This window comes from Mucilaginibacter terrenus, from assembly GCF_003432065.1.
Classification (GTDB): Bacteria; Bacteroidota; Bacteroidia; order Sphingobacteriales; family Sphingobacteriaceae; genus Mucilaginibacter; species Mucilaginibacter terrenus.
In genome coordinates this window covers 1,070,760-1,097,089 of record NZ_QWDE01000001.1, presented here as the reverse complement: position 1 = coordinate 1,097,089, position 26,330 = coordinate 1,070,760, and the positions used below count along the sequence as shown (strand labels likewise).

Below are 26,330 nucleotides of genomic sequence, written 5' to 3'. Positions count from 1 at the left end.
AAGATAAATTTCAAACGTCAATCTTTAACATTCTGATTTAACTTGCTATCATTTTCAAATATAGTTTTCGTTTTATCGGCTGCGGTTAAATGCGGATATTCGATTCAGAAAACTACTGTATCGTTACCGAACAGTGTGTGTTACACTTGCGTACATAGTGTACATGGTTAATAGTTCACAATTTATTGTTATACAGTTACTTATAAAATTGGTACGGCATTAACTAAGTTAGTGCAAATACCGGTTTTATGTTACAGAACTACTTTAAAATAGCATGGCGCAATATTGTTCGCCATAAAGGATATTCCTTCATCAATATTGCAGGGCTCAGCGTAGGTATAGGCGCCTGCCTGCTTATTTTTGTAATACTACAATTCGAGCTGAGTTTTAACACCAGCTTTGCCAATTACAAAAATATCTATCACATCATCACACAGCAAAAAAGTGAAGATGGCGTGGCCTACAACCCCGGAGTTTCTGTACCGGCTGTAGAGGCATTAAGGCTCGACTTTCCGCAGGTAAAGTTTGCCGCGTTTAACACCAGTTACGGCAGCCAACTCACGGTACCAGGTGCCGACCCCGGCAATGCTGCAAATGCAAAGAAGTTTACAGAACAGATTGGCGTGTTCTTTATGGAGCCGCAGTTTTTCGATATTTTTCAGCAACAATGGCTACAGGGTAGTAAGGATGTTTTAAAGCAGCCTAACATGGTGGTAATTGACAAAAGCACCGCAACCAAGTACTTTGGTGACTGGAAGGATGCTATGGGTAAAACACTGCGGATGGACAATGTGCTTACGCTTACTGTGGCGGGCGTAATTGAAGATTCGCCTGAAAACTCAGATTTTCCGCTCAAAGTATTGGTATCTTACAGTACCTGGAAAGAACACCCGGCAGATTATAACTGGGACGGCACATGGGATTCGTTAAGCAGCAATCACCAGGTATTTGCAATGTTACCTGATGGTTTAACTGCTCAACAAATGGACCAACGGCTTATTCCGTTTACCGCGAAGTTTAGCAACGATAAAAAACGTGTAACCAAAGTGCACTACCTGCAGCCACTGTCAGAACTGCACTTCGATACCAGCGTAGGTGATACAACAGGCGATCACCTTACCAGTAAGGCCACCATTAAAACACTTTCGTTTATTGCCATACTCATTATTGTTATGGCATCTATCAACTTTATTAATCTGTCTACTGCGCAGTCGGTAGGCCGCTCTAAAGAAGTTGGTATCCGCAAGGTATTGGGCAGCAGCCGCAAGCAACTCATCTTCCAGGTAATAGGGGAGACCGCGCTGATCGTTTTATTCTCTGTGTTAATTGCCACAGCCCTTGCCAAATTGGCTTTACCCCAGCTAAAAAACGTAGCCAGTGTACCGGATGATATTGGCATCTTTAATATAGGTACGGTATTATTTCTGATGATTGTTTTTGTAGCTGTTATCCTCTTATCCGGCATTTACCCAGCATTGGTAGTATCAGGCTTTAAGCCGGTATTAGCTATAAAAAATAAGATCACTGCTGCATCAATTGGTGGTATACCGTTGCGCAGGGCGCTGGTAGTAGCGCAGTTTGTTATAGCGCAGGTACTTATCATAGGCACATTGGTAGCCGTGAGCCAGATGGACTTTGTAAACAAGGCGGACCTGGGCTTTAACAAAGATGCCTTATTGATACTGCCGGGTTATACCGACAGTGTAAGCCTAACCAAAATAGAATCGTTTAAACAGCAGTTGCTGCAAAACCCGCAGGTGAAGTCAGTAAGTTTTGCATCAGACGCACCGTCGTCAGACAACAACTGGGGACAAAACTTTTACTTTAACAACTCACCCAACGACCCAACCTTCAATACATTCGTGAAGTATGCAGATGCTGACTACTTCAAAACATTCGGCTTTAAGTTTGCAGCAGGCAGGGGATACGAGCCCAGCGATACCATACGCCAGGTTGTAGTAAATGAAACCTTTATCCATAAACTCGGCATCCAGAAAGCGGAGGACGCTATAGGTAAAACTGTAAAGTTAGGTGGACGTGGATTTTGGGCACCCATAGTGGGTGTTGTAAAGGATTTTAAAACCAACTCGCTGCGTGACGCAGTTAAGCCGATAGTTATCTCACCTCGGAAAAAATACGAGTCGTTAGCGGGCGTAAAAATTCAAACCGGTAATTTAAACCGTACAGTTGCAGATATAAAAGCACTTTGGGAACAAACTTATCCCGAGTATGCTTATACCGGCTATTTCCTGGATGAAAACATTGCAAAGTTTTATCAGCAGGAGAACCAGTTAGCACTGGTGTATAAGGTGTTTGCCGGCATCGCCATATTTATTTCCTGCCTTGGTTTGTACGGTCTGGTGTCGTACATGGCGGTACAGCGTACTAAAGAGGTTGGTGTACGCAAAGTACTAGGTGCATCAGTAACCAGTATCGTGCTCATGTTCTCGAAAGAGTTCATGATACTGATCGCTATCGCCTTCTTGATAGCTATGCCGCTGGCGTGGTACACCATGTCAGAATGGTTGCAAAACTTTGCTTACCGTATATCACTTGGCGCAGGCGTGTTCGTACTGGCTATTGTAGGGTCGCTGGGTATTGCCTGGTTAACGGTGGGGTATAAGGCAGTAAAGGCAGCTTTGGTGAACCCGGTAAAGAGTTTAAGGAGCGAGTAAAGCCCGAAGCCTCACTCCAACCCCTCTCCTTCAGGAGAGGGGCTATATTAACTTAATAGTACAAGCGATATTACAAGTGTTTATATGATAAAGAACTACTTAAAAACAGCATGGCGCAACCTGGCGCAAAACAGGTCTACCTCTATCATCAGCGTAGCCGGCCTCGCGGTTGGCATCTGTTGTTTCATGCTTTTAGCAACGTACCTGATCAACGAGTTGAGGTATGACCGTTTTCACGAGAAGGCTGACCGTATCGCCAGGTTAACCAGCGGCTATCAATCATCTGATGACCCGGAGCCGCGGGTATTTGCAGTAACGCCAACTGCGCCGGCTATAGTGCTTAAACAGCAGATACCGGGTATAGAGGACGCTGTTCGGATTTTTCCTTACAGCAACTCAAGTCCATCGGTTATAAAGCTGGGCGATAACTTGTTTAAAGAAAAGAAGGTGCTGGTGACTGATCCATCGTTCTTTAACATTTTTGATTTCAAATTTATAAAAGGGGACAGGAAAACCGCATTAAACGGATCTGCTTCTGCAGTTTTAACAGCATCTTCTGCAAAGAAGTACTTTGGCAGCGACGATGTTGTTGGTAAAGTAGTGGTGCTTGATGGTATAAATCTGACTGTAACAGGAGTTATTGAAGATGTACCCGAATACTCTCAGATAAAGTTTAATGTACTTGCGAGCTACGCTATCATGCCGCGTTCTAAAAATCTAAAGTGGAACTCATCAAGCGATTATTCGTACTTTTTGCTGAAGCAAGGTACCAGCATTGCTAAAGTTCAAGCGCAAATTGATGCCTTTACAAAAAGCAGGCTTAAAGAAGAGGTACGCCCCGGTGCACGCCAGTGGTACACGCTGGAGCCACTTACAAAGGTGCATCTGTACTCGGAAGCAGGTTATGGCATCGAGCCATCAGGTAACGTAAAATACATTTATATTTTGGGTGCTGTAGCTATAATACTGCTTGTATTGGCCTGCGTAAACTTTCTTAATTTAGTTACCGCGCGTTCTGCCGAACGCGCCAAGGAAATAGGCGTACGTAAAGTAATGGGCGCACAGCGTAAACAGCTGTTCTTCCAGTTTATTACCGAGGCAGGTATCATTACGCTTACTTCCTTGTTGATAGGATTGCTAATGGCTGGCCTGGCTTTCCCATGGTTCAGCAACTTTAGCGGGCAAACGCTTGGCTTTAGCACATGGAACATCAACTGGTTGGTACTTGCTGTAACCACGTTATTTATATTGGTAACGCTGCTTGCAGGTACTTATCCGTCGCTGTACCTATCGGCGTTTAAACCTGTGGTTACGCTTAAGAGCAGTTCTCCCGGGCCGGCAGGCGGCAATGCGCTGCGTAAATCGCTGGTGGTGTTCCAGTTCATCGTCTCTGTGTTTTTTATCATCAGCACGCTGATAGCAGGCAGCCAGCTTCAATACATCCAGCACCTTAATACAGGCATGAACCGTTCGCAGGTAATGGTAATTGACATAGGTGGCATGGGCTACAACGAACTTGAAGCATTCAAGAACGAAGTTGCACAGCAACCCGGCGTTAAAGGTGCCACAGCTACTTATAACTCCCCTATAAACGTTACAGGCGGCTACTCCATTAACTCGGCCGACGGTAAGAATGCTGATTTCAGCTTATCCGTTGTTGCAATGCCTGTAGAGAAGACCTTTATCAGCACAATGGGTATCCAGTTGCTACAGGGCCGGGATCTTGACTTGGGCGACGAACAGCAGGTGAGGATTAAAGAGGACTCGCTCCGAAAATATAGCTTCATACTTAACGAAACTGCGGTTAAAGCAATGGGCTGGAAACCCGAACAAGCTATTGGTAAGCATATCGGCCTTAACGGCAGGATGGGAATTGTAAAAGCAGTGGCTAAAGATTTCAATTTCACCTCATTGCACGACAAGATATCGCCAATTGTAATATTCCCGGAATATAGCTGGTTTGCTAAAGTTTTGGTAAAGACCGATGGCCGTAACACAGCGGCGACCATTGCAGCCGTGCAAGCTAAATGGCACACCTTTTACCCTAACGCGCCAATAGAGTACCATTTCCTGGATCAGGAGTTTGAAGAGATGTATAAGGCAGACCAGCGGACCGGTGATATCCTGAAGGCATTTACTTTTGTCACAATTTTTATATCTTGCTTAGGGTTATTTGGCCTGGCGGTATTCTCTACCCGTTTACGCCTAAAGGAAATTGGCATCCGTAAGGTGCTTGGCGCAAATGTGGCTGGCATAGTTGCACTTATATCATCAGACTTTTTAAAGCTGGTGCTGATAGCGGTGGTAATATCTTCACCATTGGCCTATTACGCCATGACTAACTGGCTGCAGGGTTTTGCTTACCGCATAAACATACAATGGTGGGTGTTCCTGCTTGCAGGTGGCTTAGCAATTGTTATTGCGTTTGTAACGGTGGGTTACCAGTCTATAAAGGCAGCGCTTGCAAATCCGATTAAAAGCCTACGGTCAGAATAGTCCCTTTATTAACATCATCTACCTAAAAGACTATAACCATGTTCAAAAACTATTTTAAAATAGCCACCCGTAATATCTGGCGCCATAAAGGATTTTCTGCTATTAATATTTTTGGCCTGGCTATAGGGCTGGCGGTTTGTTTACTGATCACCTTATTTGTTGTAGAGGAGTTTAGCTACGACAAGTATAATACTAGAGCGGCAGATATTTACCGGGTATATTCAGATTTTAAAGTAAATGGAAGCCTTTTTAAAGAACGCGAGTCGCCTGCACCTTTGGCGACCATTATGATGAAGGAATACCCACGTGTAGAACAAGCTACCCGTATAAAAGAAAGCGGTAAAACACTCGTTAGGAAAGGTAATCAAACCATAATAGAGCCGAACAGCTTTTATGTTGATCCGAACATATTTACCGTGTTTACTTTGCCTATGATAGCCGGTGACCCAAAGACCGCCCTGCTGGAATCTCACACGATAGTTATCACGAAAAAGGTTGCCCTTAAGTATTTCAATTCAACAGACGTAATAGGGAAGACCCTACACCTGGATAATACCGACGACTATAAGATAACTGGCGTTTTACAAGATGTTCCCGAAGAGTCGCACATTCATTTTAATATTTTAAAATCGATGACCGGCAACACGGAAAGCCGCAGCACTCAATGGACCAACGTGGAATTCAACACCTACATTCTGGTGCGTAAAGGAACCACTCAGGCTCAACTAGATGGGTATCTAAAGCAGGCGACCCGCAAATATGCCGACGCTGAATTACAGCAGTTTATACATACAACAATTGCAGCGCTGGAGCAAAAAGGCGATCACTTTACGTTTGCAACAACACTTTTAACAGCAATACACCTTCATTCTCCCCTTACTACTGAACTGGAACCCGCAGGCAACATTCAGTATGTATACATCTTTACTATCATTGCTATATTCATCCTGGTAATAGCCTGCATTAACTTTGTTAACCTATCCACTGCAAGTTCTGCCGGGAGAGCAAAAGAAGTAGGCGTACGCAAAGTTTTAGGTTCAAACAGGTTATCCCTTGTTTACCAGTTCCTCACAGAATCTGTCCTCACCAGCTTCATGGCGCTGTTAATAGCTGTTGCTGTCGCCATGGTTATGTTGCCTTATTTCAACGGTTTGGCAGGCAGGCAGCTTATGATCAATCTGTCGCCATCTAATTGGACAACGCCGGTGCTGATAGTAACTGCGCTTACAATAGGCATACTGGCGGGCCTTTATCCGGCATTTTATTTGTCAGCATTTCAGCCTATATATGTGTTAAAAGGAAAGCTTACCTCAGGTTTTAAAGGGAGTTTTCTTCGTAACGGGCTTGTAGTTTTCCAATTTGCGGCCGTAATCATCCTTATTGTAGGCACGCTGGTCATCTATACACAATTGGATTATATCAGAAATAAAAATCTAGGTTATAACCGGGAGCAGGTACTTGTACTCAGGAATACTTACGCGCTTGGTAATCACATAAAAGCATTTAGAGAAGAAGCATTGAACCTGCCGGGCGTTAAATCAATTACCACCACCGGCTTTTTACCTACCGAAGGAAAAACACAAACCCAGGTTTACCACACCAACGAAGGATCTAACGCAGGACAGTCGCTTTCTTTGGCAACATGGCAAGTAGACTGCGGCTATATACCAACGCTTGGAATGAAAGTAGCGAAAGGAAGGAATTTTTCGCCGGCGATGAAGACGGATTCTGATGCTGTGATTATTAATGAGTCGGCTGTAAATATGCTCGGACTCAGAGACCCGTTGAATAAAAGTATATACATGTCTGGTGATGACCAGGTAACGCCGCATAAGATCGTAGGTATAGTTAAAGACTTTAACACCGGATCGTTGCGTAATAAGGTTCAACCCTTGCTTTTGAGGCTCAGGAATAATAATGCTGCAATGGCTTTCAGGATAGATACTAAAAACGTTTCTTCAACCATCAACCGCATCAAGGACATTTATTATAAAGCTGATGCAAACATGGCCGGCCAACCTTTTGACTTTTCGTTTATGGACGACGACTTCAACCGCTTGTACCGTTCAGAGCAAAATACCGGTAAGATTTTCATGTCTTTTGCATTCTTTGCTATACTTATTGCTTGTTTAGGCTTGTTCGGCTTAGTAACCTATGCGGCAGAGCAGCGCACCAAAGAAATTGGTATACGAAAAGTATTAGGTGCAAGCATTAGCAGTATAGTTGGTATGTTATCAACCGATTTTCTTAAACTGGTGGGTATTGCAGCTGTTATTGCATGCCCTGCAGCATGGTGGGCAATGAGTAAATGGCTGCAGGATTTTGCCTACCGTACAACCATAAGCTGGTGGGTATTTGTAATAGCCGGTTTGCTTGCTGTATTGATAACGCTGGTCACCGTGAGCTTCCGTGTAATAAAAGCCGCACTGATGAACCCGGTTAAGAGTTTAAGATCGGAATAGACTAATCCGCTTAGCTCTATACTCTTACTTAAGCTTTACTTTAAACACCATGTATGGAGACGTACGCTTATTAACGCCGTTATTGTAATCGGGCTGTTTGTTTATTTGCGATGTGGTAATGTAAAGGTAGCCGTTAGCAATAGAGTAACTGTCCGGCCAGATCAGGCGTTTATCGGAGATCCATGTTGTTACTTTCAAGTCAGGCGACATCTTCAGCATTCGATAGTTTTGAGGATCGCCAAAGTAAAGGTTGCCATCCTGGTCGAAAATCATACCATCTGTGCTTGGGAAATTGCTTCCAAGGTCATTTACTCTGCCTGCAAGCTGCTGCCTTGTTAAAGTACTATCCAGCAGGTCGGCCGTCTTAATCCTGTATAGCTTATGATCAGTAATTGATTTGTAGTATAGCCAAGCTCCGTCGGGCGTTAATGCCAGTCCGTCTGAATTGAATTTTGCCGGAACGCCTTCCTTTGTAAGCTCACGGCCGTCAATGATGTATTTAAAATAGGGATCGGACAGTACCGATTTATGTCCCTGTAAAACCTGCCTGCTGCTGCCGGTATTTAAATCTAATATCACTATACCACCTTCGTTTGAGTTGGTTAGGTAAGCAACTTGTTTTTTCACATCAACCCTGATGTCGTTTAAATAACTGCCGTTGTCGGTTGTTCCGGTGAAAAAGTACGTACGTTCTACCTTATTGGTCTTTAAATTTATCTTTACTACTTTATTGCTGTTCTGATAAACTTTTTCTAGCTTGGGCGATGCAGGATCAACCACATACATAAAGTCGTTTTCATCTATGTAGGGCGATTGTACACACACCCACTTGTTTTTACCATCATCGCCCGGCTTCCAGCTATTCCATTCTTCATTAGGATAGGGCTTAACCTGGTTGTTAGGAAGTACTTCTACCAAAGCATATTTATAAGTTGACGACCACAGCGGATAGTTTACAAATATCCTCCCTGTTGATGAGGCAGCTACACCTGTTAGCTGGTAGGTATTATCAGAAAAAACAGGTTCAAGCTTTGACTGTGCAGAAGCTTTGTAAGTGTTTGATAAAATTGCTATGCTCATCACAGCTGTTGTTAGTAGCAATACTTTGATTTTCATGCAGGTATAACCATTGCCAAAAACAAAATGTTTACTGTTGTGCAAAAGTTTTAATTAAAAAGATAAGATGTGTATGGTTTAAAGCGCTTTCCTCATCAGGAGATCGGTTTGTTCTTCGTTACCGAGCCAAAATGGATGGCTGCCAAACATGGTAAAGCCTTGTCGTTGGTAGAAGCGGATTGCATCGTGATTTTGATCCCAAACGCCCAGCCAAATGTAGCTTAGACTTTTCTCCAAAGCTTTGTTAAAAGCAAATTGAAGCAACTGAGAACCAATTTGCATCCCCTGGTAATCATTTAACACGTAAATACGCTCAAGTTCCATGGTATCAGGGTCCTGCAGCTCTGTTTGAGCGTTATTGAAATTAAGTTTGATGTACCCGGCTATATTCCCGTTAACAAGGGTGTAGTAAAATTCGGAGTTAGGGTTAGCTAGCTGTTGAGTAAAGCTTTCTGTTGTAAATGCGATTTTGGCGAAACCCTCCATTTGTTCGTGACCGTTGCGCGATGCAAATGCATCAAAAAACGTCTTGCGGCTTAATTGCATTAGTCGGTCTATGTCGTCCGCAGGTACTCGCTCAATTGAAATTGTAGTTGGCATGATAGCTAATTATTGCTGCCGTGTACTTAGTCGAACTGTTCCTGTAACCTCACCAGGCGATCTATCATTACGTTAAGCTTCTCCTGCTCACTGGCGAATATGCGGCCTTTAAGGTAGAAGGTACAGAACAGCAACCAGCCAGCGGTAAGCCCGTAAGCAATTACTTTAAACCTTATTGATGCACTTGCCAGCACTTCGTAAAAATACATGGCAAGACCTATGCTCAACAGCAACACATACAGATAGTATAGCCAGCCGTAAATTTTGGTGCGACTTTTTTGGTACTCTTTTAAGCTTTGCAGGTATTCGGTAGGGTGGGTGGTTACATCCCGCTGGTGTATCAGTCGGTAATCGCGTATCATCATCACTACATAAACTACCATAGTTAATATGATGATGGCCATGCCCGCGTAAGTTACCCAGGAGGTGAACACAAAAAAAAGCATTACTGCCACTATGCCGGCAAGTGCTCCAATCATGCCTGTAATACCCCAAAATAAGTTACGGGTAATACTGTTCATTCCTTTTTTAACCTGTTTTAATACTTCGTCTACCGCTGCCGGCTCCTGTTTTGGCTGTCCCTGCCAAACCATCATCAAATGATCAAAGTCTTTCATAATGGTTGTATAATTCTGTTAACTTCTGTTTAATACGAAATATCTTCACTCTCAGGTTTCCTTCTGATATGCCCGAAATGTCTGCAATTTCGGGGTATGGCAACTCATCGAGCACCATAGTTATAATAATCCTTTCCGACTCCTCCAGCTTAGATATACACTTATAAAGCAGTGCTACCTGCTCGTTCTTCTCAGAGAATTCCTCGCGTTTGGTTTCGGCTATTTGCGGTGTGAGCTCGTCTTTTGCCTGTCGTTTTTCCGACCGCAAATAAGTTAAGCAGGTATTCACCGCTATGCGATAGATCCAAGTGGATATGAGTGCCTGGTTACGAAACTTGTGCAGGTTTTGCCAAACCTTCAAAAAGGTTTCCTGCAGCAGGTCGTTGGCGGCATCGTCGTCGCCGGTGTAACCGTAGCACAAATGGTAAATTTTTTTTGAATTGGCTTGATATACCTTACGGAAAGCTTCTTCTTTATTATCGGCCACCTGTTAATAGTTTAGATGTTTGTTGGTTTGACTTCGGTAATAGGTAATTGTTACAACAAATAACTATTTTTATTGAACCACGGCAGTTTTTTGCCGGCATCATCCAGTAAGTTGTTGTAATCCTGCGTGTAATCATGCTTTAAATCTTCATGCAGTTTGCTGATTGAAGCCTTTATCTTCTCCAGTTGGCGGGTCAGAATCATCCTGATAGGTTTATAGGATGATTGCTTTGCCGCATATTGCACGTATCCCTGGCAAAAGGCAAGCAACATTTCTATCTCAGCAGTTTTAGATCCAATAAACTTGATGTACTTGCTCAACAACTTGAGTATTTTACGGAGCGCTTTGGCTGCAAAGTAGTTCTGAGGCGGCAACTGGCTGAACATGAAACCAGCTTCGGCCTTTACGCTTTCAATAAAGTCGTGCTCGTTATGTGCTTCGAACAGCAGGTAGGCCAGTAGTTCCTTGTTCTCTTTTTTATAGCGGGTAAGGCGCAGGCACAGCTCGGCCAAATCTTCCTTAGTCAGGTGTTGTAGCTCTTTTTTTATTTGTTGTAAACCGTAGGTAGTAACACTCATTTAGGGCCTTATATTAAACTTTACGCAACATAGTAATTTTTGTAGTTTAGCAAACTGAACTAACCAAATGCAAAAAAACAAACTTACATTATATATTTTCTTAGCTCTGGTACTCGGCGTTATTGCCGGTTATATTTATAATAAAACTGTTATTGACAGCATCAATGCAAAAATGAGCACTGCCGAGGCAGCCATTAAAAGCATTGATAAACAGGCGCTGGATATGCCTGATAGTACCACCACCGTTTATAAAGCACTTAAAACAGAACGCGAGGCGCAGGTAAAAGTTCGGAAAGAAAACGACACCTTGCGTGAGGATAAACTAACAGGTTTTACTGTACTAAGCGACATTTTCCTGCGATTGATAAAAATGATAGTGGCACCACTCGTTTTTACCACGCTGGTGGTAGGTGTAGCCAAGGTTGGCGATATAAAGTCAGTGGGCCGTATTGGTGGCAAAACGCTGCTTTGGTTCCTGAGCGCAACTTTGGTGTCGTTGTTGCTGGGTATGGTTTTGGTGAATTTTTTTCGCCCTGGGGAGGCCATGCACCTTCCGCTACCGGATAGTCACCTTTCTACAGGTATACAAAAAACAGCGTTGTCGCTTCGCGATTTCATCGGTCACGTTTTCCCAAAAAGCTTTATTGAGGCTATGGCCAATAACGAGATACTACAGATAGTAGTTTTCTCGCTGTTCTTTGGTGTCGCTACAGCAGCAATTGGTGAGCAAGGCCAGATAGTTATTAAGGCGCTGGATGCTGTTGCACACGTGATATTAAAGATCACAGGCTATGTTATGCAACTGGCTCCGTTAGCAGTGTTCGGAGCTATCACAGCTATTATTGCCAAGCAAGGATTGGGGATATTGTCTACTTACGCGATTTTTATAGGTGAGTTTTACTTTTCGTTACTGCTGCTTTGGCTGGTGATTGTACTGGCAGGTTTTGCTGTATTACAAAAGCGTGCGTTCAATTTAGTCGGCAGAATAAAAGATGCTATGCTTATTGCTTTCAGTACATCTACCAGTGAGGCCGCCTATCCAAAAGTATTATTAGAGTTGGAGCGGTTTGGCTGTAATAATAAGATTGTGAGCTTTGTACTGCCCCTGGGCTACAGCTTTAACCTGGATGGGTCGATGATGTACATGACGTTCGCTTCGCTGTTCCTGGCGCAGAGTTACGGTATACACCTTTCTTTTGAACAACAACTATCTATGCTGTTGGTGCTGATGCTTACCAGTAAGGGTATTGCGGGCGTACCGCGTGCATCGCTGGTGGTAATAGCGGGTACCATATCGCTGTTTAACATACCCGAAGCAGGCCTGGCACTGCTCATTGGCATAGACCCTCTACTGGATATGGGCCGTTCTGCTACCAACGTGTTGGGTAACGCTATGGCGACTGCCGTAGTGAGCAAATGGGAGGGAGAGCTGGATAATTAATGATTTATTTCGGATAACGTTTTTGAATGCCGAATTTTGCAGCCTTTTAAATCATTAATTAGCTAATTAAATGTCCTTACGTTCCAAAAAAATATTCTTTATCCTCAGCGTTGCTGTACCGTTCCTGCTCTACTGTGTTTACTATTATGGTATGATGGTAAAAAACGCGCCTTATAAGTTTGCGGAGTTCCAGTCATTTACCATAGAATATGGCTACCGCGACAGCCTTTTTAATAAGTACAACTCTGAAACAGGCGCGTACCAGTTCGTAAACAAAAAAGACTCTATAGTAAAGAAAAAGCTTTGGCTTACCAAAGACGACTTACTATACCTTCACCGTAAGGCAGCTGAACTTGGCTATTGGGACTTCCCGAGTAATGAGATAGGAGATACCACCAAAAAGCACGTTCCCCGTTTTATAGTGCAGTTTAATTATAAGCGCAAAAGCAAGCGTGTAATTTATTATGCCAATTACGATGGGCACGAGAAACTCAGGGATGCTAACGAGCGCTTGATTAAAGAGATACAAGGTAAGTTGACCGAAGCATCTGCCAGATATGATAAATAAATGAAACGCTATCTAACACTGTTATTCTGCTTAATGTGTTTCGTGAGTTATGCTCAAAAAATAAATTACATCAACTGGAAGACTGAAGCGTCCAACGATATTAGGCTACAACCTGAGTATGGACATGCCGTTAAAACCAAGGAACAGATAGCAGCAGATGACGAGCTTATTGCTACGGTTTTAAAGCAAGACCGTACTCGCCGTAAAGGATCAGACCACCTTATCAACCTTGAGTTTAAGTACTTATATAACAGTGATATGAGGACGGCAATGTCTCGCTTTAATCAAGCTTATCTACTTGACCCTAAAAACGAGAATGTGTATTGGGGATACGGTGCTGTTTATGTTATGTTTGGTGATAAAGAGGAAGCAATAAGGCAATATGATAAAGGATTGTCCATCAATCCAAATAGTGCTGTAATATTAACTGATAAGGCCACTATCTATTTTGCGGAATTCCAGCAGGAGCAGGGCAAATTTCCTGAGAAGCTTGAAAAGGCCCTAACTCTGCTTAACGCCTCGTATAAAGTTGACCCCAAAAATCTAAATACTTTATATAAGCTTTCTATTTGTTATTTTTTAATACAGGACTGTGCTAATGCATGGAAATACTACAAGGATTGCCAGGCGCTAGGCGGTACGCCCATTTCACCGGATTTTACAACGGCATTAAAGCGGCAATGTAAATAATTTATAAGCGTTGTTTTTGTAAGTTATTAAAACTATATTTGCACCTCAAAATTTAAAACAATAATTAATAACAATGTACGCAATAGTAAGTATAGCCGGACAGCAATTTAAAGTTGCAAAAGACCAGCAGATCTTTGTACACCGTTTACAGGGGGATGAGGGCGCTAGTATTGAATTTGACAGCGTGTTATTAGCAGAAAACGAAGGTAGCTTTAAGTTAGGTGCAGACCTACAAGGCGCTAAGGTATCAGCTAAGATCGTGTCTCATTTAAAAGGTGATAAAGTAATTATCTTCAAAAAGAAAAGAAGAAAAGGTTACAAAAAGAAAAATGGTCACCGCCAGCAGTTTACCAAGATAGAGATCACCGGTATCACATTATAATTAAATTTTAACCGACCCGATCTGATCTGGTCACAAAAGGAATTAAGAAATGGCACATAAAAAAGGGGCCGGTAGTTCAAGAAACGGCCGCGAATCACATAGCAAACGTTTAGGTATCAAAATTTTCGGTGGTCAGCCAGCTATTGCAGGTAACATCATCGTTCGTCAGCGTGGTACTAAACACAACCCGGGCCTTAACGTAGGTTTAGGTAAAGATCACACTTTATTTGCACTGGCTGATGGTCAGGTAATCTTCAAAAAGAAAGCTGATAACCGTTCATACGTATCTGTAGTTCCTTTCGAAACTGCAGCTGTTGCAGAAGTTGCTGCTCCGGCACCAGAGGCTGTTGCTGCTACTGAAGAAGCACCTGCAAAGAAAGCTCCTAAAGCAAAGAAAGAAGCTGCTGCTGATACAGAAGAAGCAGTTGCTGAGTAAAATTAGCCTAAGCTAAGATATTAAGAAGGCCCTTATCGTATGATAAGGGCCTTCTTGTTTTTATTGAGTATTGTTGTTGTATCTGGCTATTCTATACTAAATTCATCCGCATCCTTTAAGAAAGGCAGGGTTCGACGCGTTTTTTTAACTTCATCATAAATGATGGAGAACGTGTATACATCCTCTTCATCACGTTTGTAATAAACTACCTTTCCGTTAGGATCTATACAGGTAGAGTCTCCGGAATGGTATATTTCGTTAGCATCGTGCCCAACACGGTTTACCGCAATTACATAGCTTTGGTTTTCTACAGCCCTTGCCGGAACGAGCGTGCGCCAGTGTAATGCCCGCTTTTCGGGCCAGTTGGCAACTATCAGCAAAACATCATAAGCTTCATCTACATTGCGCAGCCACACCGGGAAACGCAAGTCATAGCATATAGCAGTGCTTACCTTCCACCCGTTGAGGTCTACCACTAGTTTTTCTGTACCGGCAGTATAGGTCTCATGCTCTTTACCCAAGGCAAACAGGTGGCGTTTGTCGTATTTTTCGTGGGTGCCATCCGGGCGCATCCATATTAATCTATTGTAGTATTTACCCTCTTCTTTAATGATCAGACTGCCGGTTACAACTGCATCGTACTTTTGTGCGGTTGTATGCATCCATTGCATGGTTCTGCCGCCCATGGGTTCAGCCAGCGCCTCAGCATTCATGGTAAAGCCGGTATTGAACATTTCGGGCAGTACGATCAAATTAGTCTTTTCGCGTATGTTGGATAATTTCAGGGTTATATTCTGCAGATTTTTGTCGACATTTTCCCAAAATAAATATCCCTGGTAAACGGTAATTTTTAAATTATCCATAAGAGCAGATGTTAGGTAACGGCTAAGTTAAGTGTACGTAAATTTAGCAGTAAGGTTAAACCTTAATTAATCTTTCAACGGCTTTATCGAGCGTTTCTTGCCTTTTAGCAAAACAAAACCTTAATACATGGTTGTCTGTGGCCTTACGATAAAACGCCGAAACAGGTATAGCAGCGACCCCAAACTCTTTAGTTAAACGAATAGCCAGGTCGCTGTCTTTCTCGTCAGAGATAGCACTATAACTGACTGATTGAAAATACGATCCGGCACAAGGAAGTATCTTAAAACGACTGTTTTTTAGGCCTTCTCTGAAGTAGTCTCTTTTTTGCTGGAAAAAATCTGGCAAACCCAGATAAGTATTTTCATCTTTCAGGTATTCTGCAATGGCGTGTTGCATAGGTGCGTTTACACTAAACACCAGAAATTGATGTATTTTCCTGAACTCCTGCATCAGGTAGGCAGGGGCGAGGCAATACCCTACTTTCCAGCCTGTAGCGTGGTAAGTTTTACCGAACGAAGCTACAATAACACTGCGTTGCTGCAGTTCGGGATAGCGGGCCATACTATGGTGTTGCACGCCGTCGTAAACCAGGTGTTCATACACCTCGTCGCTTAGTATCAAAATATCCTGATGCTTTACCAATGCGCTTAACTCATCTATGTCTTCCTTGCTCAGAATAGTAGCCGTAGGATTGTGCGGAGAATTAAGGATGATCATCCTTGTTTTGTTATTGATGAGCCTTTTAACCATATCCCACGCAATACGGTAGTTTGGAGGATCAAGCTCAAGTGATTTTACTACACCGCCCATTAGCTTTATAGCGGGCGCGTAGCAGTCGTAAGCGGGCTCGAAGATAATTACCTCATCATTTGGATGGATAAGGGCGCTTATAGCCGTAAAGATAGCTTGGGTGGCACCGGCGGTGACCGTTATCTCCGTATCCGGGTTGTAAACGGCACCATAAAGCTTTTCTGTTTTAATAGCTATTTGTTCCCGAAGCGACATAAGGCCCGGCATAGGAGCATACTGGTTATAACCATCTTTCATGGCTTTGGTAACCAGTTCGATCAGTTCGGGTGAGCTTTCGTAGTCAGGAAACCCTTGTGAGAGGTTGATAGCGCCCACCTCTGCGGCCAAGGCCGACATGGTGGTGAATATCGTTGTTCCAGTTTGGGGTAGTTTAGAAATCACAGGTATCATCAGCGGCTAAAATACCCAAAATATGTACGCAACGATGGTTTTATTGTAAAATGAAATAGATTTTATTACTGGTTACAGTTTTTAACAAGCGCTTGTTAAATCAATATAAAATAGCTGTAAAACTTAGCTATTAGCAGCTTTAATTATGTCTTTTACCAGCTCGGCACTTGTTACATCTATCCCGTGTTCATCCGTGTAGCCGTTGCTAAGCAGGATATGATCGTTCCTGTAAATCATTTTACTGGAGACATGACTTCGCGCGGAGCTGTGTACCTCCGATGCTCCTGTAAAGTGAACCAGGTCTGCAACGTTCTTATTGTTTATACCACTACCGGGCATTATTATGATGCGGCCATTGGCTTTCTCAATCAAGTGATTCAGCACATTAGCGCCTTCCATCGCGGTGCTTTTACCGCCCGATGTAAGTATGCGGTCACAGCCAAGTTCTATTACATCCTCAAGGGCTTGATAAAGATCAGCACATAAGTCAAACGCGCGGTGAAAAGTTACGCCAAGGCCATGTTCTTTTGCCGTTTGTACAAGTTCGGAGCAGCGTGGCTTATCAATAGTGCCATCAGCCTTCAATATGCCCATAACTATGCCGTCACAGCCTGCTGTTATACAGTTTTGTATATCCGCTTTAATTATGTCAAACTCCAGATCCGAGTAAAGGAAATCGCCGCTGCGCGGACGGATAAGTACAAACAAGTCAATAGTGAGGTGTTTACGAGCCAGCAGTATTTGCCCGTATGATGGGGTGGTGCCGCCTTCCGCAAGATTCTCGCACAGTTCTACGCGTCTAGCCCTGCCTTCCTGCGCGGCTATAGCCGATAGGGCAGAGTTAGCGCAAACCTCTAACATTACCTGTTGCGGCATATTACTTCTTAACCTCCTTGTACACGCTTTTGCCAGGAATGATTAGATCCTGTTTATCCTTATCGCATACAGCAAAGCTAAAACCCTCCTGTAATGCATAGGCACCATACTCACCTTTTTTGTTGATGGCCAAGAAGCCAACTTGTATTTCTTTAGATTTCTCCGGTTTTTTATGGATAATGCGATCGACAGCCTCTTTACAAGCTGCTTCAGGAGACATTCCCTGCCGCATCAATTCTACTACCAAAAAACTGCCTACGTTGCGTATAACTTCTTCACCAACTCCGGTAGAGGTGGCACCGCCAACCTCATTATCTACATATAGTCCGGCGCCTATAATAGGGCTGTCGCCTACACGGCCATGCATTTTAAAGGCCATGCCGCTGGTGGTACATGCACCGCTGATGTTCCCCTTTGCATCAATAGCAAGCATACCAATAGTATCGTGGTTATACTTGCTGCCGGGTTTCATCATTTCGTTTTCGATATTTATTTTGGGAGAGTAAACGGCCTTTTTTAACCATTTTTTCCATTCTTTCTCTGATTCTTTCGTCAGCAGTCTTTCGGCCTTAAAACCCTGTTCTATGGCAAATTGCCTCGCCCCGTCGCCTACCAACATCACGTGAGGTGTTTTGTCCATTACCAAACGCGCCACCGAAATTGGATGTGCAATGTCCTCGATACCGGCTACTGATCCGCAATTGCCCAGTTCATCCATAATGCACGCATCGAGTGTTACAAATCCGTCGCGGTCAGGATAACCTGCCCGGCCTACGGAATGGTTTTTCATGTCTGCCTCAGGTATTTTAACGCCAGCCTCTACAGCATCAACCGCCCGGCCACCTGTTGACAATGTTTTCCAGGCTTCCTGGTTGGCTGCCACGCCAAAATCCCAGGTAGATATAACGATAGGATAATTAACAACTTCTGCTTTAACAGCGGGCTTTGCAAGTGTATATTTTGATACTGCTGCAAGTGAGGCAGTAGCTGCAGATAACTTTAGAAAATTGCGACGGCTATACATTTGGCTAAGATATAAAAGGTAGTTAATTAAAAATAATTGTAGCGGCTTTAATACAATAATTGATCATTCTATATTGATTATTGCTCATCAGGCAAGGTGTTGTCTTCTGCAAGTATTTGTTGGCATTTTTCCAGGTCACGTTCAAATATCTTTATCTTAACTCCGCCAACTGCCTGATTGTAGAATGGCTGCGCACCAAGCGTATTCTCGTCTGCAATAAAGCAGGGAATGCCGGCATCCTCCAGCCGGGTACGGATGATGTGCGCCAGCATTGGATCGTAATAAGAATCGAAGGTGATGATCTTGTCGTTTTGGGTATCGCTCATATTTACATAAACTCTGTTGGCACTAAATTAGTTTAATTTACTTACTTAGAGACATGAACCGGGTCGACAGGATTTCTGCTATATTAATACAACTTCAATCGAGACGGGTGGTAAAGGCCTGCGATATTGCCGATCGTTTCGGCATAAGTCTCCGCACGGTTTATAGAGACGTGCGATCGCTGGAAGAAGCTGGCATACCAATCATTGGAGAGGCAGGAGTGGGGTATTCGCTTGTGGAAGGGTACCGGCTGCCGCCTATTATGTTCACCAGGGAAGAGGCGACAGCCTTTCTAACAGCCGAAAAATTCGTGGAGAAGCTGACTGATACATCAACTGCAGCACAACACAAATCGGCAATGTACAAAATACGGGCTATACTAAAAACATCTGAAAAAGACCTGCTGGAAAGCATGGACAATAGTATTGAGGTGCTGAAAAGCCATAGCCAGCGGCGTGTTAACAACACCGATCATTTACAAGGTATACTAAATGCTATAGCGGATAAAAAAGTACTTCGGATTAATTATAGAGCAGGTTATAATCAGCTGGATACGCAACGGGACGTAGAGCCGGTAGGTGTGTTTTACCTTGACAGCTACTGGCACCTGATTGCCTGGTGTCGTATGCGTGAAGATTACAGAGATTTTAGAACAGACCGTATATACGCGCTTACAGAAACCGGCGAGACTTATAGTGGAAAGCACCCTACGCTAAAAGCATATATAGCACAAACAGCGTTCGAGAAAAAACTGGAGACCATTGTAATTAAAGTTGATAATAAAGCTGTACGCTACATAAACGAGCAACGCTATTACAATGGTTTCGTATCTGAAAAGGTTGATGACGAGCAGACGGAAATGACCTTCCTGACCATTTCTGTTGAAGGTTTTGTGCGATGGTTTATGATGTTTGGTGACTGCGCGGAGGTAATAAGCCCGGAAGCAGTAAAAGATAAAGTTAGAGTATTAGCCGAACAGATTGGTAACCGGAATAGCTAAATGTTTTTCTGATATGTAAATAAAACTTCTTATAAGTTAATTACGTAAGTAATTGATATCCGGAGTAAACGAAATCAACCCGGTTCATAAGGAGCTTTAATGAAGTACGATGGAAAATTGATTGCCACGATCATTCGTGAACGGAGGCTGGAACTAAACTATTCGCAGGATTATGTAGCATCCAAACTGAGCATGTCGCAAAATGCTTACAGCAAGCTGGAGCAGGGGCAAACAGGTATCACCCTTGGTAAGTTTATGGTTATCTGCGAAACACTTAATTTAAACACAGCCGATTTTATGCTGATCTACGCTAAACGGCTTAACTAAAGCTTCACCTGCATAATTCCAAAGTCTTGCCGGTGAAGCTTTTAATGTTATTACTCCTCTTCGTTAGGCGCACCATCATCTTCTTTAAGTTGATCAAGCGAGAGGTTTGTGGTACCTCCAAGGTTTTCTTTTAATTCCGCTACATCGCCCTGAGTTGAGAGATCGTCGCCAAGTTGTTGTGACGGATCCTCCACGTGGTTGTTTGCCGTTCTGTTGGTCTCATTGTCTGTTTGTTCGTTATTTTTCAAGAACGCTTTATCGTTATCCATGACATTTCGGTTTATTAAATAAACTAATAAGTAAATAGCAGGTTTTATTACATTGGATTTATTTTTTTTGCGCTTGCGTAAGGATAAGCTTATCTTAAGGGCCAAACCCAATTTAAACCTTAAGAATGAAACCTCATTACCCGATATTGGATGGCTTGCGCGGTACCGCAGCTTTGCTGGTCGTGATCTTCCACCTTTTAGAAGGCTATTACCCAGAAATGCCTAAGCATCCAATGCACCACGGTTACCTTGCGGTAGATTTCTTTTATCTTTTATCAGGCTTTGTGGTAGGCTATGCTTATGACGACAGATGGGCGAAGGGAATGACCATAAAAGAATTCTTTAAAATAAGGTTGGTTCGCCTTCATCCGCTTGTGATATTGGGCACAATCATAGGGGCCGTAGCTTTTTGGTTTGATCCGTTTAAAGATGTCCAACATGTAGTAATGTGGAAGCTAATAGCGCTTACACTCATCGGTATGACGTTGCTGCCAGCGCCACTGGATGTTAGGGGATGGGGCGAATCACACCCGCTTGACGGCCCTTGCTGGAGCTTGATGCAGGAGTATATAGCCAACTTGATTTACGCTGTGTTTGGCAAAAAGATGAGCAACGTGGTTCTTTGGATAGTTGTTATCATCAGCGGCATTGTATTAACCGTAGTTGCTGTGGACCATGGTGATGTAGGCACCGGCTGGGGCTATGGGCCAATAAAATCGAAATTTCTTGCAGATTTGTTTGGTAGTTCTACGCCCGGGCAATATCCTAATATCTGGGTAGCTCCGGTACGGATGATGTTCCCTTTCTTTGCCGGCCTGTTGCTTTATCGCACCGGAAAGCTTATTCGTATACCTATGGCTTACACGGTTTGTTCATTAGTGCTATTAATTCTCTTTTCTCTTCCGTACTTCTCATGGAACGGGTATTACGAGGCCGCAGTGATTATTATTGCTTTTCCGTTGATTGTTGCGGCCGGAGCAGGAGGTACCATCAATGGCAGATGGGCAAAGCTATGCAAGTTCTCCGGTGATATATCATATCCTATTTACATTACCCACTATCCCTTCATCTACATCTACACCTTCTGGATCATAAAAGCCAAGCCTGAACCATCGCAGGTGATATTAGTTGCAGTAAGCCTCTTCTTCTTTTTTATACTGCTTGCTTATACCGCATTGAAGTTGTACGACGAACCGGTACGCGCATGGTTAAAAAAGAGGTTACTGGTGCAAAGAACCACGCGGTAGCTGTTTATTGTATCGTTATTTCATCGGCAAAAATGTAGGATGGGTTTCCTTTGCTTTCGTGCCAGTCGGGTAAAGGGCCGTATTGTTTGGCTATTATTTTTATATAGCGGGCTTTGGTGTTTACTGTGGCAGTGAACTCCTGGGTACTTACATCAAGGTTGTCTACCGCTATCTTTGTATTTACCCTCGATGCAAGTTTGTAGTTCTTGCCGTCCTCAGATGTCCAATACTCTACATACTTGGGGAATACTATCCATGCGCGCGAGTCTTGCAGTGTACCCACGCTTAACTGCTTTATGGGTTTGCTCTGGCCCATGTCTATCACTGCTTCAAGATCTTTTCCCTGGTAACCCTGCCAGTTACCTAGCCGCCAGTTGGCTGTGCCGTGTATGCCATTAATCAAAGTCTCATCACCCTGGGCCGAGTAGTTGGGCAGATATTTATTGATCAACGTTAACTTGATATCGCTTCGGATTTTAGTAAATGTTGCTTGATCTACAAAACTTTCGCGGCCATTATTCACGGCAATCGCCTTTACCGTAGTATTTACCAGTATTTGTATGGGTTTGTTATATTGAGCCGACGATGCTGATGGTGTGCTGCCATCCAGCGTGTAATAAATTTTAGCCAGGCTGTCGGCACATTTAATTTCTACAGTAATAGGCTGTTTGAAAGTTTTTGTACCCGCTATAATGTAGGGATTGGGAACAATTAATTCGTCGGTAATAGCTGATGTTGGTTTCTCCAGATCCTGTACAAATAGCTTGTTGGCCAACCTACCGGTGAATACTTCAAAGTCGCCGCCCTTTGCTATCGTTTCATAATCCAGGTAAAGCTTATTGTATGAAGTCTTATTTAGGTTCATGCCTTGCAGATAGTAATTCTGTCGGCTTACTGTAGCGCCCGGGTTGCTGATGTTAAAGCGCTTGCCGTTCTCCAGGCTAATCACGATCGACTCGAATTGCGGGGTACCCACCAAGTATTGCTGCTGGCCCGGCGCTATGTTGTAAAAGCCCAGGCAACTCATCACGTACCAGGCAGACATTTGACCGCAGTCCTCGTTACCAGACAGGCCATCAGGCTTATCGCTGTACTGCTCGTTTATGATCCTGTTAAGGTAATATTGTGTTTTGTCGGGTGAGTTGGTAAAGTTGTAAAGGTATGCAATATGGTGGCTTGGTTCGTTGCCATGCGCGTACTGACCTATTAACCCGGTTACATCAGCCTGCTCGCGTCCGCTAAGTTTAGCATTGGTGCTAAAGAGTTCGTCCAGTTTCATCTCCAGGTTTAGCCTGCCTCCCATATACTTCATCAGTCCGCTGACGTCCTGCGGAATCAGGAAAGTGTATTGCCAGCTATTACCTTCGGTATAGTTGTTATTGATCTCCGTTGGTTCAAATGGCGCATACCAGCCACCGTTATCCCGCGCCTGCATAAAGTTGTTCTCGTTATTAAAAACGTTTTTCCAGTATTGGGCCCTCTTGATGAATTCGGCATACTCCTGTGGTTTGTTCAGCATTTTAGCCATTTGTGCAATACACCAGTCGTCGTAGGCATATTCAAGAGTCCTAGATACCGATTCATGTTCAACATCGCCGTTAACGGCGCCCGTGCTGCGGTAGTTATCCAAGCCGAACTGGTTACGGTTTACAGCAGCCTTCATAGCCGTAAATGCTTTTTCCGCATCAAAATCCCTTATTCCTTTTGCATAAGCATCAACAATAACAGGAATAGAGTGGTTGCCCACCATGCAATAGGTTTCGTTTGAAGCCAATGGCCATATAGGAAGAAGGCCGCCTTGGTCATACATTGCCAGAAAGCTTTTAATGAAATCCGAGGTGCGCTTGCGGTCTATCAGGTTGAGCAAGGGGTTTTCTGCCCTAAAAGTATCCCATAAGGAAAATACCGTATAGTAGTTAAAGCCCTCTGCGGTGTGTATCTTTTGATCAAGCCCCCGGTATTGACCATCCACATCGTTATAGATATTTGGCGCAACCATACAGTGATAGAGAGCAGTATAAAAGATAACCTGCTTTTTATGCGACTGATCCGGAAGCTGAGCCTGTTTAGCTGTATTAGTAGGATAGCCGTAAGCCGTAGTTTGCTGTGCAGGCCTTGAGGTCGGTGGTGCACCACCTTCAACCTGAATTTTATTAAGTTCTGTGTTCCACGCCGCTTTAGCAGCTTTTGCCACTTTCTTGAAATCAAAATCAGGCACTTCAGTATCAAGATTTTTAAGCGCCCCTTCGACGCTTACTGATGATATACCAACTTTAGAAACCACATTGCCCGGGTTGTCAAATTGTATATACATCTTGATGTTTTTACCTTGTATCTTATTCTTGCCCTGTTGTATCTGATCATTAGATGCTATGCCATAGGTTTTAAAAGGCTTAGAAAACTTGGCGTAAAAATAAAGGTGCTGATCATTTGCCCACGATTTAGAACGCCGGTAGCCACGGATCTCATGATCGTTAACTACTTCTATCCATGAATCTAAAACCTCATCGCGATGCTGCAGGTCTATAATGATGTTTGCCTTGTCGGTAGTAGGATAGTCGTATTGGTGTACACCCACACGAGTGGTAGCTGTTAACTCAACATCTATGTTATACTTGTCCAGCTTGGTGCTGTAGTAACCTGGAGCGGCGGTCTCGTTTTTCTTCTTGAAACCTGAGCGATAATCGGTATTCTTTACCTTTGGTTCGCCAATAGTAGGCATAAACAGCACGTCGCAGTAGTCGGCAATGCCAGTACCACTTAAGTGGGTATGAGAAAATCCATAAACGGTGGTGTCGCTATAATGATAGCCCGAGGAGCCGTCCCATCCTTCCAATCGCGTATCTGGACTTAACTGAACCATGCCGAACGGTACTACCGCGCCCGGAAAAGTGTGGCCGTGACCACCTGTGCCTATAAATGGATCTACAAATTGGGTGAGCTCTTTTTTCTTAAGCGGCCTTTCTTTTTTCTGCGCCCATGCATTTAGGGTAAACAGCAGTACAAATACAACAGACACACCTTGTAGAACTGATCTCATCTATAATTCAGGTTAAATTTGTTTCAATAACGCAAAATAGCAAGTTTTATTTAGTTGAGTACGTTGCAGCGTTTATAAATGCGACAGGTAACATGTCTCGGGTATGTAAAAACAAAAAAGCATCGCTGTTTGCGATGCTTTAGAAGTGCTAGGTAATCTACTTAAGTAGTATAGCCTAATATCTTTAGTACTTGTTTGCTATTCTGTTCTTCTCCGAATACTTCAAAATTGAAGGTTTCATCACGATTGCGACGTATGATAACGTGCTTTGGAGACGGCAGCAGGCAGTGGTGTATACCACCATATCCGCTTAATACTTCCTGATAGGCACCTGTGTTAAAAAAGCCGAGATACTGCACCTTACGGGTTTTAGGCATGAATACGCTATTCATATGCGCTTCCTGATTGTAATAATCCTGGCCATCGCAGGTGATGCCGCCAAGGTTAACACGTTCGTACTCGCTATCCCAGTTGTTAACGGGTAGCAATATGTATTTTTGGTTAAGTGCCCATACGTCTGGCAGGTTGGTGATGAAAGAACCATCCAGCATCAGCCAGCGTTCCCGGTCGTTTTGTTGCTTGCGGCCCAGTACTTTGTATAAGATGCCTGATGCTTCTGCAACGGTGTACTTACCGAATTCAGTAATAATATCCGGTTCTATCGTGTCGTTCTCGGCGCAGATCTCTTTTATACGGCTCACGATCTCATTGATCATGTACTCGTAGTCGAAATCGAACACCAATGAATCCTTAAACGGCATACCGCCGCCGATATCCAGTGTATCCAAATGCGGGTTCACTTTTTTGAATTTGCAATATAGCGTTACGTACTTCTCTAGTTCGTTCCAGTAATATGGCGTATCAGAGATGCCCGAATTAATGAAGAAGTGAAGCAACTTCACCTGGAAGTTAGGGTTGTCTTCTATTTTATTGTGGTAGAAGTCGATCACGTCTTCCATACGAACACCAAGGCGTGAGGTGTAGAACTGTGAATCAGGCTGCTCCTCAGCCGCTATACGGATGCCGAGATTGCATGGAGTGTCCATTTCTATCTCGTCGTCGTACAGGTTAAACTCTTCTTTATTATCCAGTACAGGTATAATGTTCTTAAACCCGTCATGAAGCATATCAATGATATACTGCTTATACTGAAAGGTTTTAAAGCCGTTACATATAACCGTCATATCCTTGCTCAATGCGCCTTTCTTCTCCAGCGCATCTATCATCGGCATATCGAATGCTGAAGATGTTTCAAGGTGTATGTCGTTGCGTAAAGCCTCTTCTACAATATGGCGAAAGTGCGAGCTTTTAGTGCAGTAGCAATATTTGTAGCTGCCGCGGTAGTTATTTTTAACAATGGCCTGCTGGAAAAGTAACTTAGCCTGCTGTATCTTTTTCGATACCATAGGCAGGTAAGTAAAGCGTAACGGCGTGCCGTATGTCTCTATCATTTCCATCAGGTTAAGGTCCTGAAAGTAAAGTTCATCGTCGATGATCTCGAAGCCATCTTGCGGGAAACCAACACTCAGGTCAAGAAATTCCTGGTAACTCTGCATTCTTTAAAATTTTGGCAAAAATGTAATTTTTAAATGGATATTTTGCCACTTTATT

24 protein-coding genes are annotated in these 26,330 nt (G+C 43.4%); 11 read left to right on the top strand and 13 right to left on the bottom strand.

Features of this window, described 5'->3' with window-relative positions:
- Positions 1-248: 248 nt before the first annotated feature.
- The 3 genes from DYU05_RS04825 to DYU05_RS04815 all read left to right on the top strand — a co-directional run bounded on the left by DYU05_RS04825 (position 249) and on the right by DYU05_RS04815 (position 7,633).
- Positions 249-2,675 (top strand): ABC transporter permease, encoded by a 2,427-nt coding sequence (locus DYU05_RS04825; RefSeq protein WP_117381834.1) that lies wholly within the window; start codon positions 249-251, stop codon positions 2,673-2,675.
- Between the two features lie 84 nt (positions 2,676-2,759).
- Positions 2,760-5,171, top strand: coding sequence for an ABC transporter permease (locus DYU05_RS04820; RefSeq protein WP_117381833.1), 2,412 nt, complete (start codon positions 2,760-2,762; stop codon positions 5,169-5,171).
- Between the two features lie 38 nt (positions 5,172-5,209).
- Positions 5,210-7,633 carry an ABC transporter permease gene (locus DYU05_RS04815; protein ID WP_117381832.1) on the top strand — a complete coding sequence of 808 codons (2,424 nt, stop codon included), beginning with the start codon at positions 5,210-5,212 and terminating at the stop codon, positions 7,631-7,633.
- A gap of 24 nt (positions 7,634-7,657) precedes the next feature.
- Here the strand turns inward: DYU05_RS04815 and DYU05_RS04810 are convergent, their stop codons facing one another.
- The 5 genes from DYU05_RS04810 to DYU05_RS04790 form a co-directional block, all read right to left on the bottom strand.
- On the bottom strand, positions 7,658-8,713 hold the full coding sequence (locus DYU05_RS04810; RefSeq protein WP_117382957.1) for an L-dopachrome tautomerase-related protein: 1,056 nt from the start codon (positions 8,711-8,713) through the stop codon (positions 7,658-7,660).
- A 114-nt stretch (positions 8,714-8,827) separates the two neighbouring features.
- Positions 8,828-9,349, bottom strand: a complete 522-nt coding sequence (locus DYU05_RS04805) for a GNAT family N-acetyltransferase (RefSeq protein WP_117381831.1) — start codon at positions 9,347-9,349, stop codon at positions 8,828-8,830.
- Between the two features lie 26 nt (positions 9,350-9,375).
- Positions 9,376-9,966 (bottom strand): hypothetical protein, encoded by a 591-nt coding sequence (locus DYU05_RS04800; protein ID WP_117381830.1) that lies wholly within the window; start codon positions 9,964-9,966, stop codon positions 9,376-9,378.
- A complete protein-coding gene (locus DYU05_RS04795; RefSeq protein ID WP_117381829.1) occupies positions 9,953-10,453 on the bottom strand; it encodes an RNA polymerase sigma factor in 501 nt (166 codons plus the stop codon). Before DYU05_RS04795 ends, DYU05_RS04800 begins: the two co-directional genes overlap by 14 nt.
- A gap of 50 nt (positions 10,454-10,503) precedes the next feature.
- Positions 10,504-11,031, bottom strand: coding sequence for a hypothetical protein (locus DYU05_RS04790; protein ID WP_117381828.1), 528 nt, complete (start codon positions 11,029-11,031; stop codon positions 10,504-10,506).
- 67 nt (positions 11,032-11,098) lie between these two features.
- On the opposite strand from DYU05_RS04790, the gene DYU05_RS04785 reads away from it, so the two are divergent.
- The 5 genes from DYU05_RS04785 to rpmA all read left to right on the top strand — a co-directional run bounded on the left by DYU05_RS04785 (position 11,099) and on the right by rpmA (position 14,548).
- Positions 11,099-12,472 carry a dicarboxylate/amino acid:cation symporter gene (locus tag DYU05_RS04785; RefSeq protein ID WP_117381827.1) on the top strand — a complete coding sequence of 458 codons (1,374 nt, stop codon included), beginning with the start codon at positions 11,099-11,101 and terminating at the stop codon, positions 12,470-12,472.
- 70 nt (positions 12,473-12,542) lie between these two features.
- A complete protein-coding gene (locus DYU05_RS04780) occupies positions 12,543-13,040 on the top strand; it encodes a hypothetical protein (RefSeq protein WP_117381826.1) in 498 nt (165 codons plus the stop codon).
- Positions 13,041-13,730 carry a tetratricopeptide repeat protein gene (locus tag DYU05_RS04775; RefSeq protein ID WP_117381825.1) on the top strand — a complete coding sequence of 230 codons (690 nt, stop codon included), beginning with the start codon at positions 13,041-13,043 and terminating at the stop codon, positions 13,728-13,730. It abuts the gene before it with no gap.
- Between the two features lie 73 nt (positions 13,731-13,803).
- The gene (rplU, locus tag DYU05_RS04770) at positions 13,804-14,112 is read left to right on the top strand and encodes a 50S ribosomal protein L21 (RefSeq protein WP_117381824.1); all 309 of its coding nucleotides are present in this window, start codon (positions 13,804-13,806) and stop codon (positions 14,110-14,112) included.
- A gap of 49 nt (positions 14,113-14,161) precedes the next feature.
- A complete protein-coding gene (gene rpmA, locus DYU05_RS04765; protein ID WP_117381823.1) occupies positions 14,162-14,548 on the top strand; it encodes a 50S ribosomal protein L27 in 387 nt (128 codons plus the stop codon).
- A gap of 86 nt (positions 14,549-14,634) precedes the next feature.
- Here the strand turns inward: rpmA and DYU05_RS04760 are convergent, their stop codons facing one another.
- From DYU05_RS04760 to DYU05_RS04740, 5 genes are all read right to left on the bottom strand, one after another.
- Entirely contained in the window at positions 14,635-15,411 is a 777-nt protein-coding gene (locus tag DYU05_RS04760) for a nitrilase family protein (protein WP_117381822.1), read from the bottom strand.
- Positions 15,412-15,466: 55 nt separating this feature from the next.
- The gene (locus DYU05_RS04755) at positions 15,467-16,612 is read right to left on the bottom strand and encodes a methionine aminotransferase (protein ID WP_117381821.1); all 1,146 of its coding nucleotides are present in this window, start codon (positions 16,610-16,612) and stop codon (positions 15,467-15,469) included.
- A gap of 123 nt (positions 16,613-16,735) precedes the next feature.
- Positions 16,736-17,488 carry a copper homeostasis protein CutC gene (locus tag DYU05_RS04750; RefSeq protein ID WP_117381820.1) on the bottom strand — a complete coding sequence of 251 codons (753 nt, stop codon included), beginning with the start codon at positions 17,486-17,488 and terminating at the stop codon, positions 16,736-16,738.
- Position 17,489: 1 nt separating this feature from the next.
- Positions 17,490-18,512 (bottom strand): N(4)-(beta-N-acetylglucosaminyl)-L-asparaginase, encoded by a 1,023-nt coding sequence (locus DYU05_RS04745; RefSeq protein ID WP_117381819.1) that lies wholly within the window; start codon positions 18,510-18,512, stop codon positions 17,490-17,492.
- Positions 18,513-18,589: 77 nt separating this feature from the next.
- Positions 18,590-18,838 carry a putative signal transducing protein gene (locus tag DYU05_RS04740; RefSeq protein ID WP_117381818.1) on the bottom strand — a complete coding sequence of 83 codons (249 nt, stop codon included), beginning with the start codon at positions 18,836-18,838 and terminating at the stop codon, positions 18,590-18,592.
- Positions 18,839-18,891: 53 nt separating this feature from the next.
- Here DYU05_RS04740 and DYU05_RS04735 point away from each other — a divergent pair, with 53 nt between their 5' ends.
- The gene (locus DYU05_RS04735) at positions 18,892-19,836 is read left to right on the top strand and encodes a helix-turn-helix transcriptional regulator (RefSeq protein WP_117381817.1); all 945 of its coding nucleotides are present in this window, start codon (positions 18,892-18,894) and stop codon (positions 19,834-19,836) included.
- A gap of 99 nt (positions 19,837-19,935) precedes the next feature.
- Complete coding sequence (locus tag DYU05_RS04730) at positions 19,936-20,163, top strand: helix-turn-helix domain-containing protein (protein WP_117381816.1); 228 nt, start codon at positions 19,936-19,938, stop codon at positions 20,161-20,163.
- Positions 20,164-20,213: 50 nt separating this feature from the next.
- On the opposite strand, the gene DYU05_RS04725 is transcribed toward DYU05_RS04730, so the two are convergent.
- Entirely contained in the window at positions 20,214-20,432 is a 219-nt protein-coding gene (locus DYU05_RS04725; protein WP_133300162.1) for a hypothetical protein, read from the bottom strand.
- A 125-nt stretch (positions 20,433-20,557) separates the two neighbouring features.
- On the opposite strand from DYU05_RS04725, the gene DYU05_RS04720 reads away from it, so the two are divergent.
- Positions 20,558-21,679 (top strand): acyltransferase family protein, encoded by a 1,122-nt coding sequence (locus tag DYU05_RS04720; protein WP_117381814.1) that lies wholly within the window; start codon positions 20,558-20,560, stop codon positions 21,677-21,679.
- A 4-nt stretch (positions 21,680-21,683) separates the two neighbouring features.
- On the opposite strand, the gene DYU05_RS04715 is transcribed toward DYU05_RS04720, so the two are convergent.
- Together DYU05_RS04715 and DYU05_RS04710 are read right to left on the bottom strand one after the other, a co-directional pair.
- Positions 21,684-24,719 (bottom strand): GH92 family glycosyl hydrolase, encoded by a 3,036-nt coding sequence (locus tag DYU05_RS04715; RefSeq protein WP_117381813.1) that lies wholly within the window; start codon positions 24,717-24,719, stop codon positions 21,684-21,686.
- A 161-nt stretch (positions 24,720-24,880) separates the two neighbouring features.
- Positions 24,881-26,275 (bottom strand): arginine decarboxylase, encoded by a 1,395-nt coding sequence (locus DYU05_RS04710; RefSeq protein ID WP_117381812.1) that lies wholly within the window; start codon positions 26,273-26,275, stop codon positions 24,881-24,883.
- Between the last annotated feature and the right edge of the window lie 55 nt (positions 26,276-26,330).

What these genes read in the sequence shown, in the direction of transcription:
- DYU05_RS04805 (WP_117381831.1), bottom strand. Translation starts at nt 9,349, where the DNA reads ATGCCAACTACAATTTCAATTGAGCGAGTACCTGCGGACGACATAGAC.
- DYU05_RS04730 (WP_117381816.1), top strand. Translation starts at nt 19,936, where the DNA reads ATGAAGTACGATGGAAAATTGATTGCCACGATCATTCGTGAACGGAGG.
- DYU05_RS04760 (WP_117381822.1), bottom strand. Translation starts at nt 15,411, where the DNA reads ATGGATAATTTAAAAATTACCGTTTACCAGGGATATTTATTTTGGGAA.
- DYU05_RS04740 (WP_117381818.1), bottom strand. Translation starts at nt 18,838, where the DNA reads ATGAGCGATACCCAAAACGACAAGATCATCACCTTCGATTCTTATTAC.
- rplU (WP_117381824.1), top strand. Translation starts at nt 13,804, where the DNA reads ATGTACGCAATAGTAAGTATAGCCGGACAGCAATTTAAAGTTGCAAAA.
- DYU05_RS04735 (WP_117381817.1), top strand. Translation starts at nt 18,892, where the DNA reads ATGAACCGGGTCGACAGGATTTCTGCTATATTAATACAACTTCAATCG.
- DYU05_RS04820 (WP_117381833.1), top strand. Translation starts at nt 2,760, where the DNA reads ATGATAAAGAACTACTTAAAAACAGCATGGCGCAACCTGGCGCAAAAC.
- DYU05_RS04775 (WP_117381825.1), top strand. Translation starts at nt 13,041, where the DNA reads ATGAAACGCTATCTAACACTGTTATTCTGCTTAATGTGTTTCGTGAGT.
- DYU05_RS04800 (WP_117381830.1), bottom strand. Translation starts at nt 9,966, where the DNA reads ATGAAAGACTTTGATCATTTGATGATGGTTTGGCAGGGACAGCCAAAA.
- DYU05_RS04750 (WP_117381820.1), bottom strand. Translation starts at nt 17,488, where the DNA reads ATGCCGCAACAGGTAATGTTAGAGGTTTGCGCTAACTCTGCCCTATCG.
- DYU05_RS04780 (WP_117381826.1), top strand. Translation starts at nt 12,543, where the DNA reads ATGTCCTTACGTTCCAAAAAAATATTCTTTATCCTCAGCGTTGCTGTA.
- DYU05_RS04785 (WP_117381827.1), top strand. Translation starts at nt 11,099, where the DNA reads ATGCAAAAAAACAAACTTACATTATATATTTTCTTAGCTCTGGTACTC.
- DYU05_RS04745 (WP_117381819.1), bottom strand. Translation starts at nt 18,512, where the DNA reads ATGTATAGCCGTCGCAATTTTCTAAAGTTATCTGCAGCTACTGCCTCA.
- DYU05_RS04725 (WP_133300162.1), bottom strand. Translation starts at nt 20,432, where the DNA reads ATGGATAACGATAAAGCGTTCTTGAAAAATAACGAACAAACAGACAAT.
- rpmA (WP_117381823.1), top strand. Translation starts at nt 14,162, where the DNA reads ATGGCACATAAAAAAGGGGCCGGTAGTTCAAGAAACGGCCGCGAATCA.
- DYU05_RS04825 (WP_117381834.1), top strand. Translation starts at nt 249, where the DNA reads ATGTTACAGAACTACTTTAAAATAGCATGGCGCAATATTGTTCGCCAT.
- DYU05_RS04715 (WP_117381813.1), bottom strand. Translation starts at nt 24,719, where the DNA reads ATGAGATCAGTTCTACAAGGTGTGTCTGTTGTATTTGTACTGCTGTTT.
- DYU05_RS04815 (WP_117381832.1), top strand. Translation starts at nt 5,210, where the DNA reads ATGTTCAAAAACTATTTTAAAATAGCCACCCGTAATATCTGGCGCCAT.
- DYU05_RS04755 (WP_117381821.1), bottom strand. Translation starts at nt 16,612, where the DNA reads ATGATACCTGTGATTTCTAAACTACCCCAAACTGGAACAACGATATTC.
- DYU05_RS04710 (WP_117381812.1), bottom strand. Translation starts at nt 26,275, where the DNA reads ATGCAGAGTTACCAGGAATTTCTTGACCTGAGTGTTGGTTTCCCGCAA.
- DYU05_RS04790 (WP_117381828.1), bottom strand. Translation starts at nt 11,031, where the DNA reads ATGAGTGTTACTACCTACGGTTTACAACAAATAAAAAAAGAGCTACAA.
- DYU05_RS04810 (WP_117382957.1), bottom strand. Translation starts at nt 8,713, where the DNA reads ATGAGCATAGCAATTTTATCAAACACTTACAAAGCTTCTGCACAGTCA.
- DYU05_RS04720 (WP_117381814.1), top strand. Translation starts at nt 20,558, where the DNA reads ATGAAACCTCATTACCCGATATTGGATGGCTTGCGCGGTACCGCAGCT.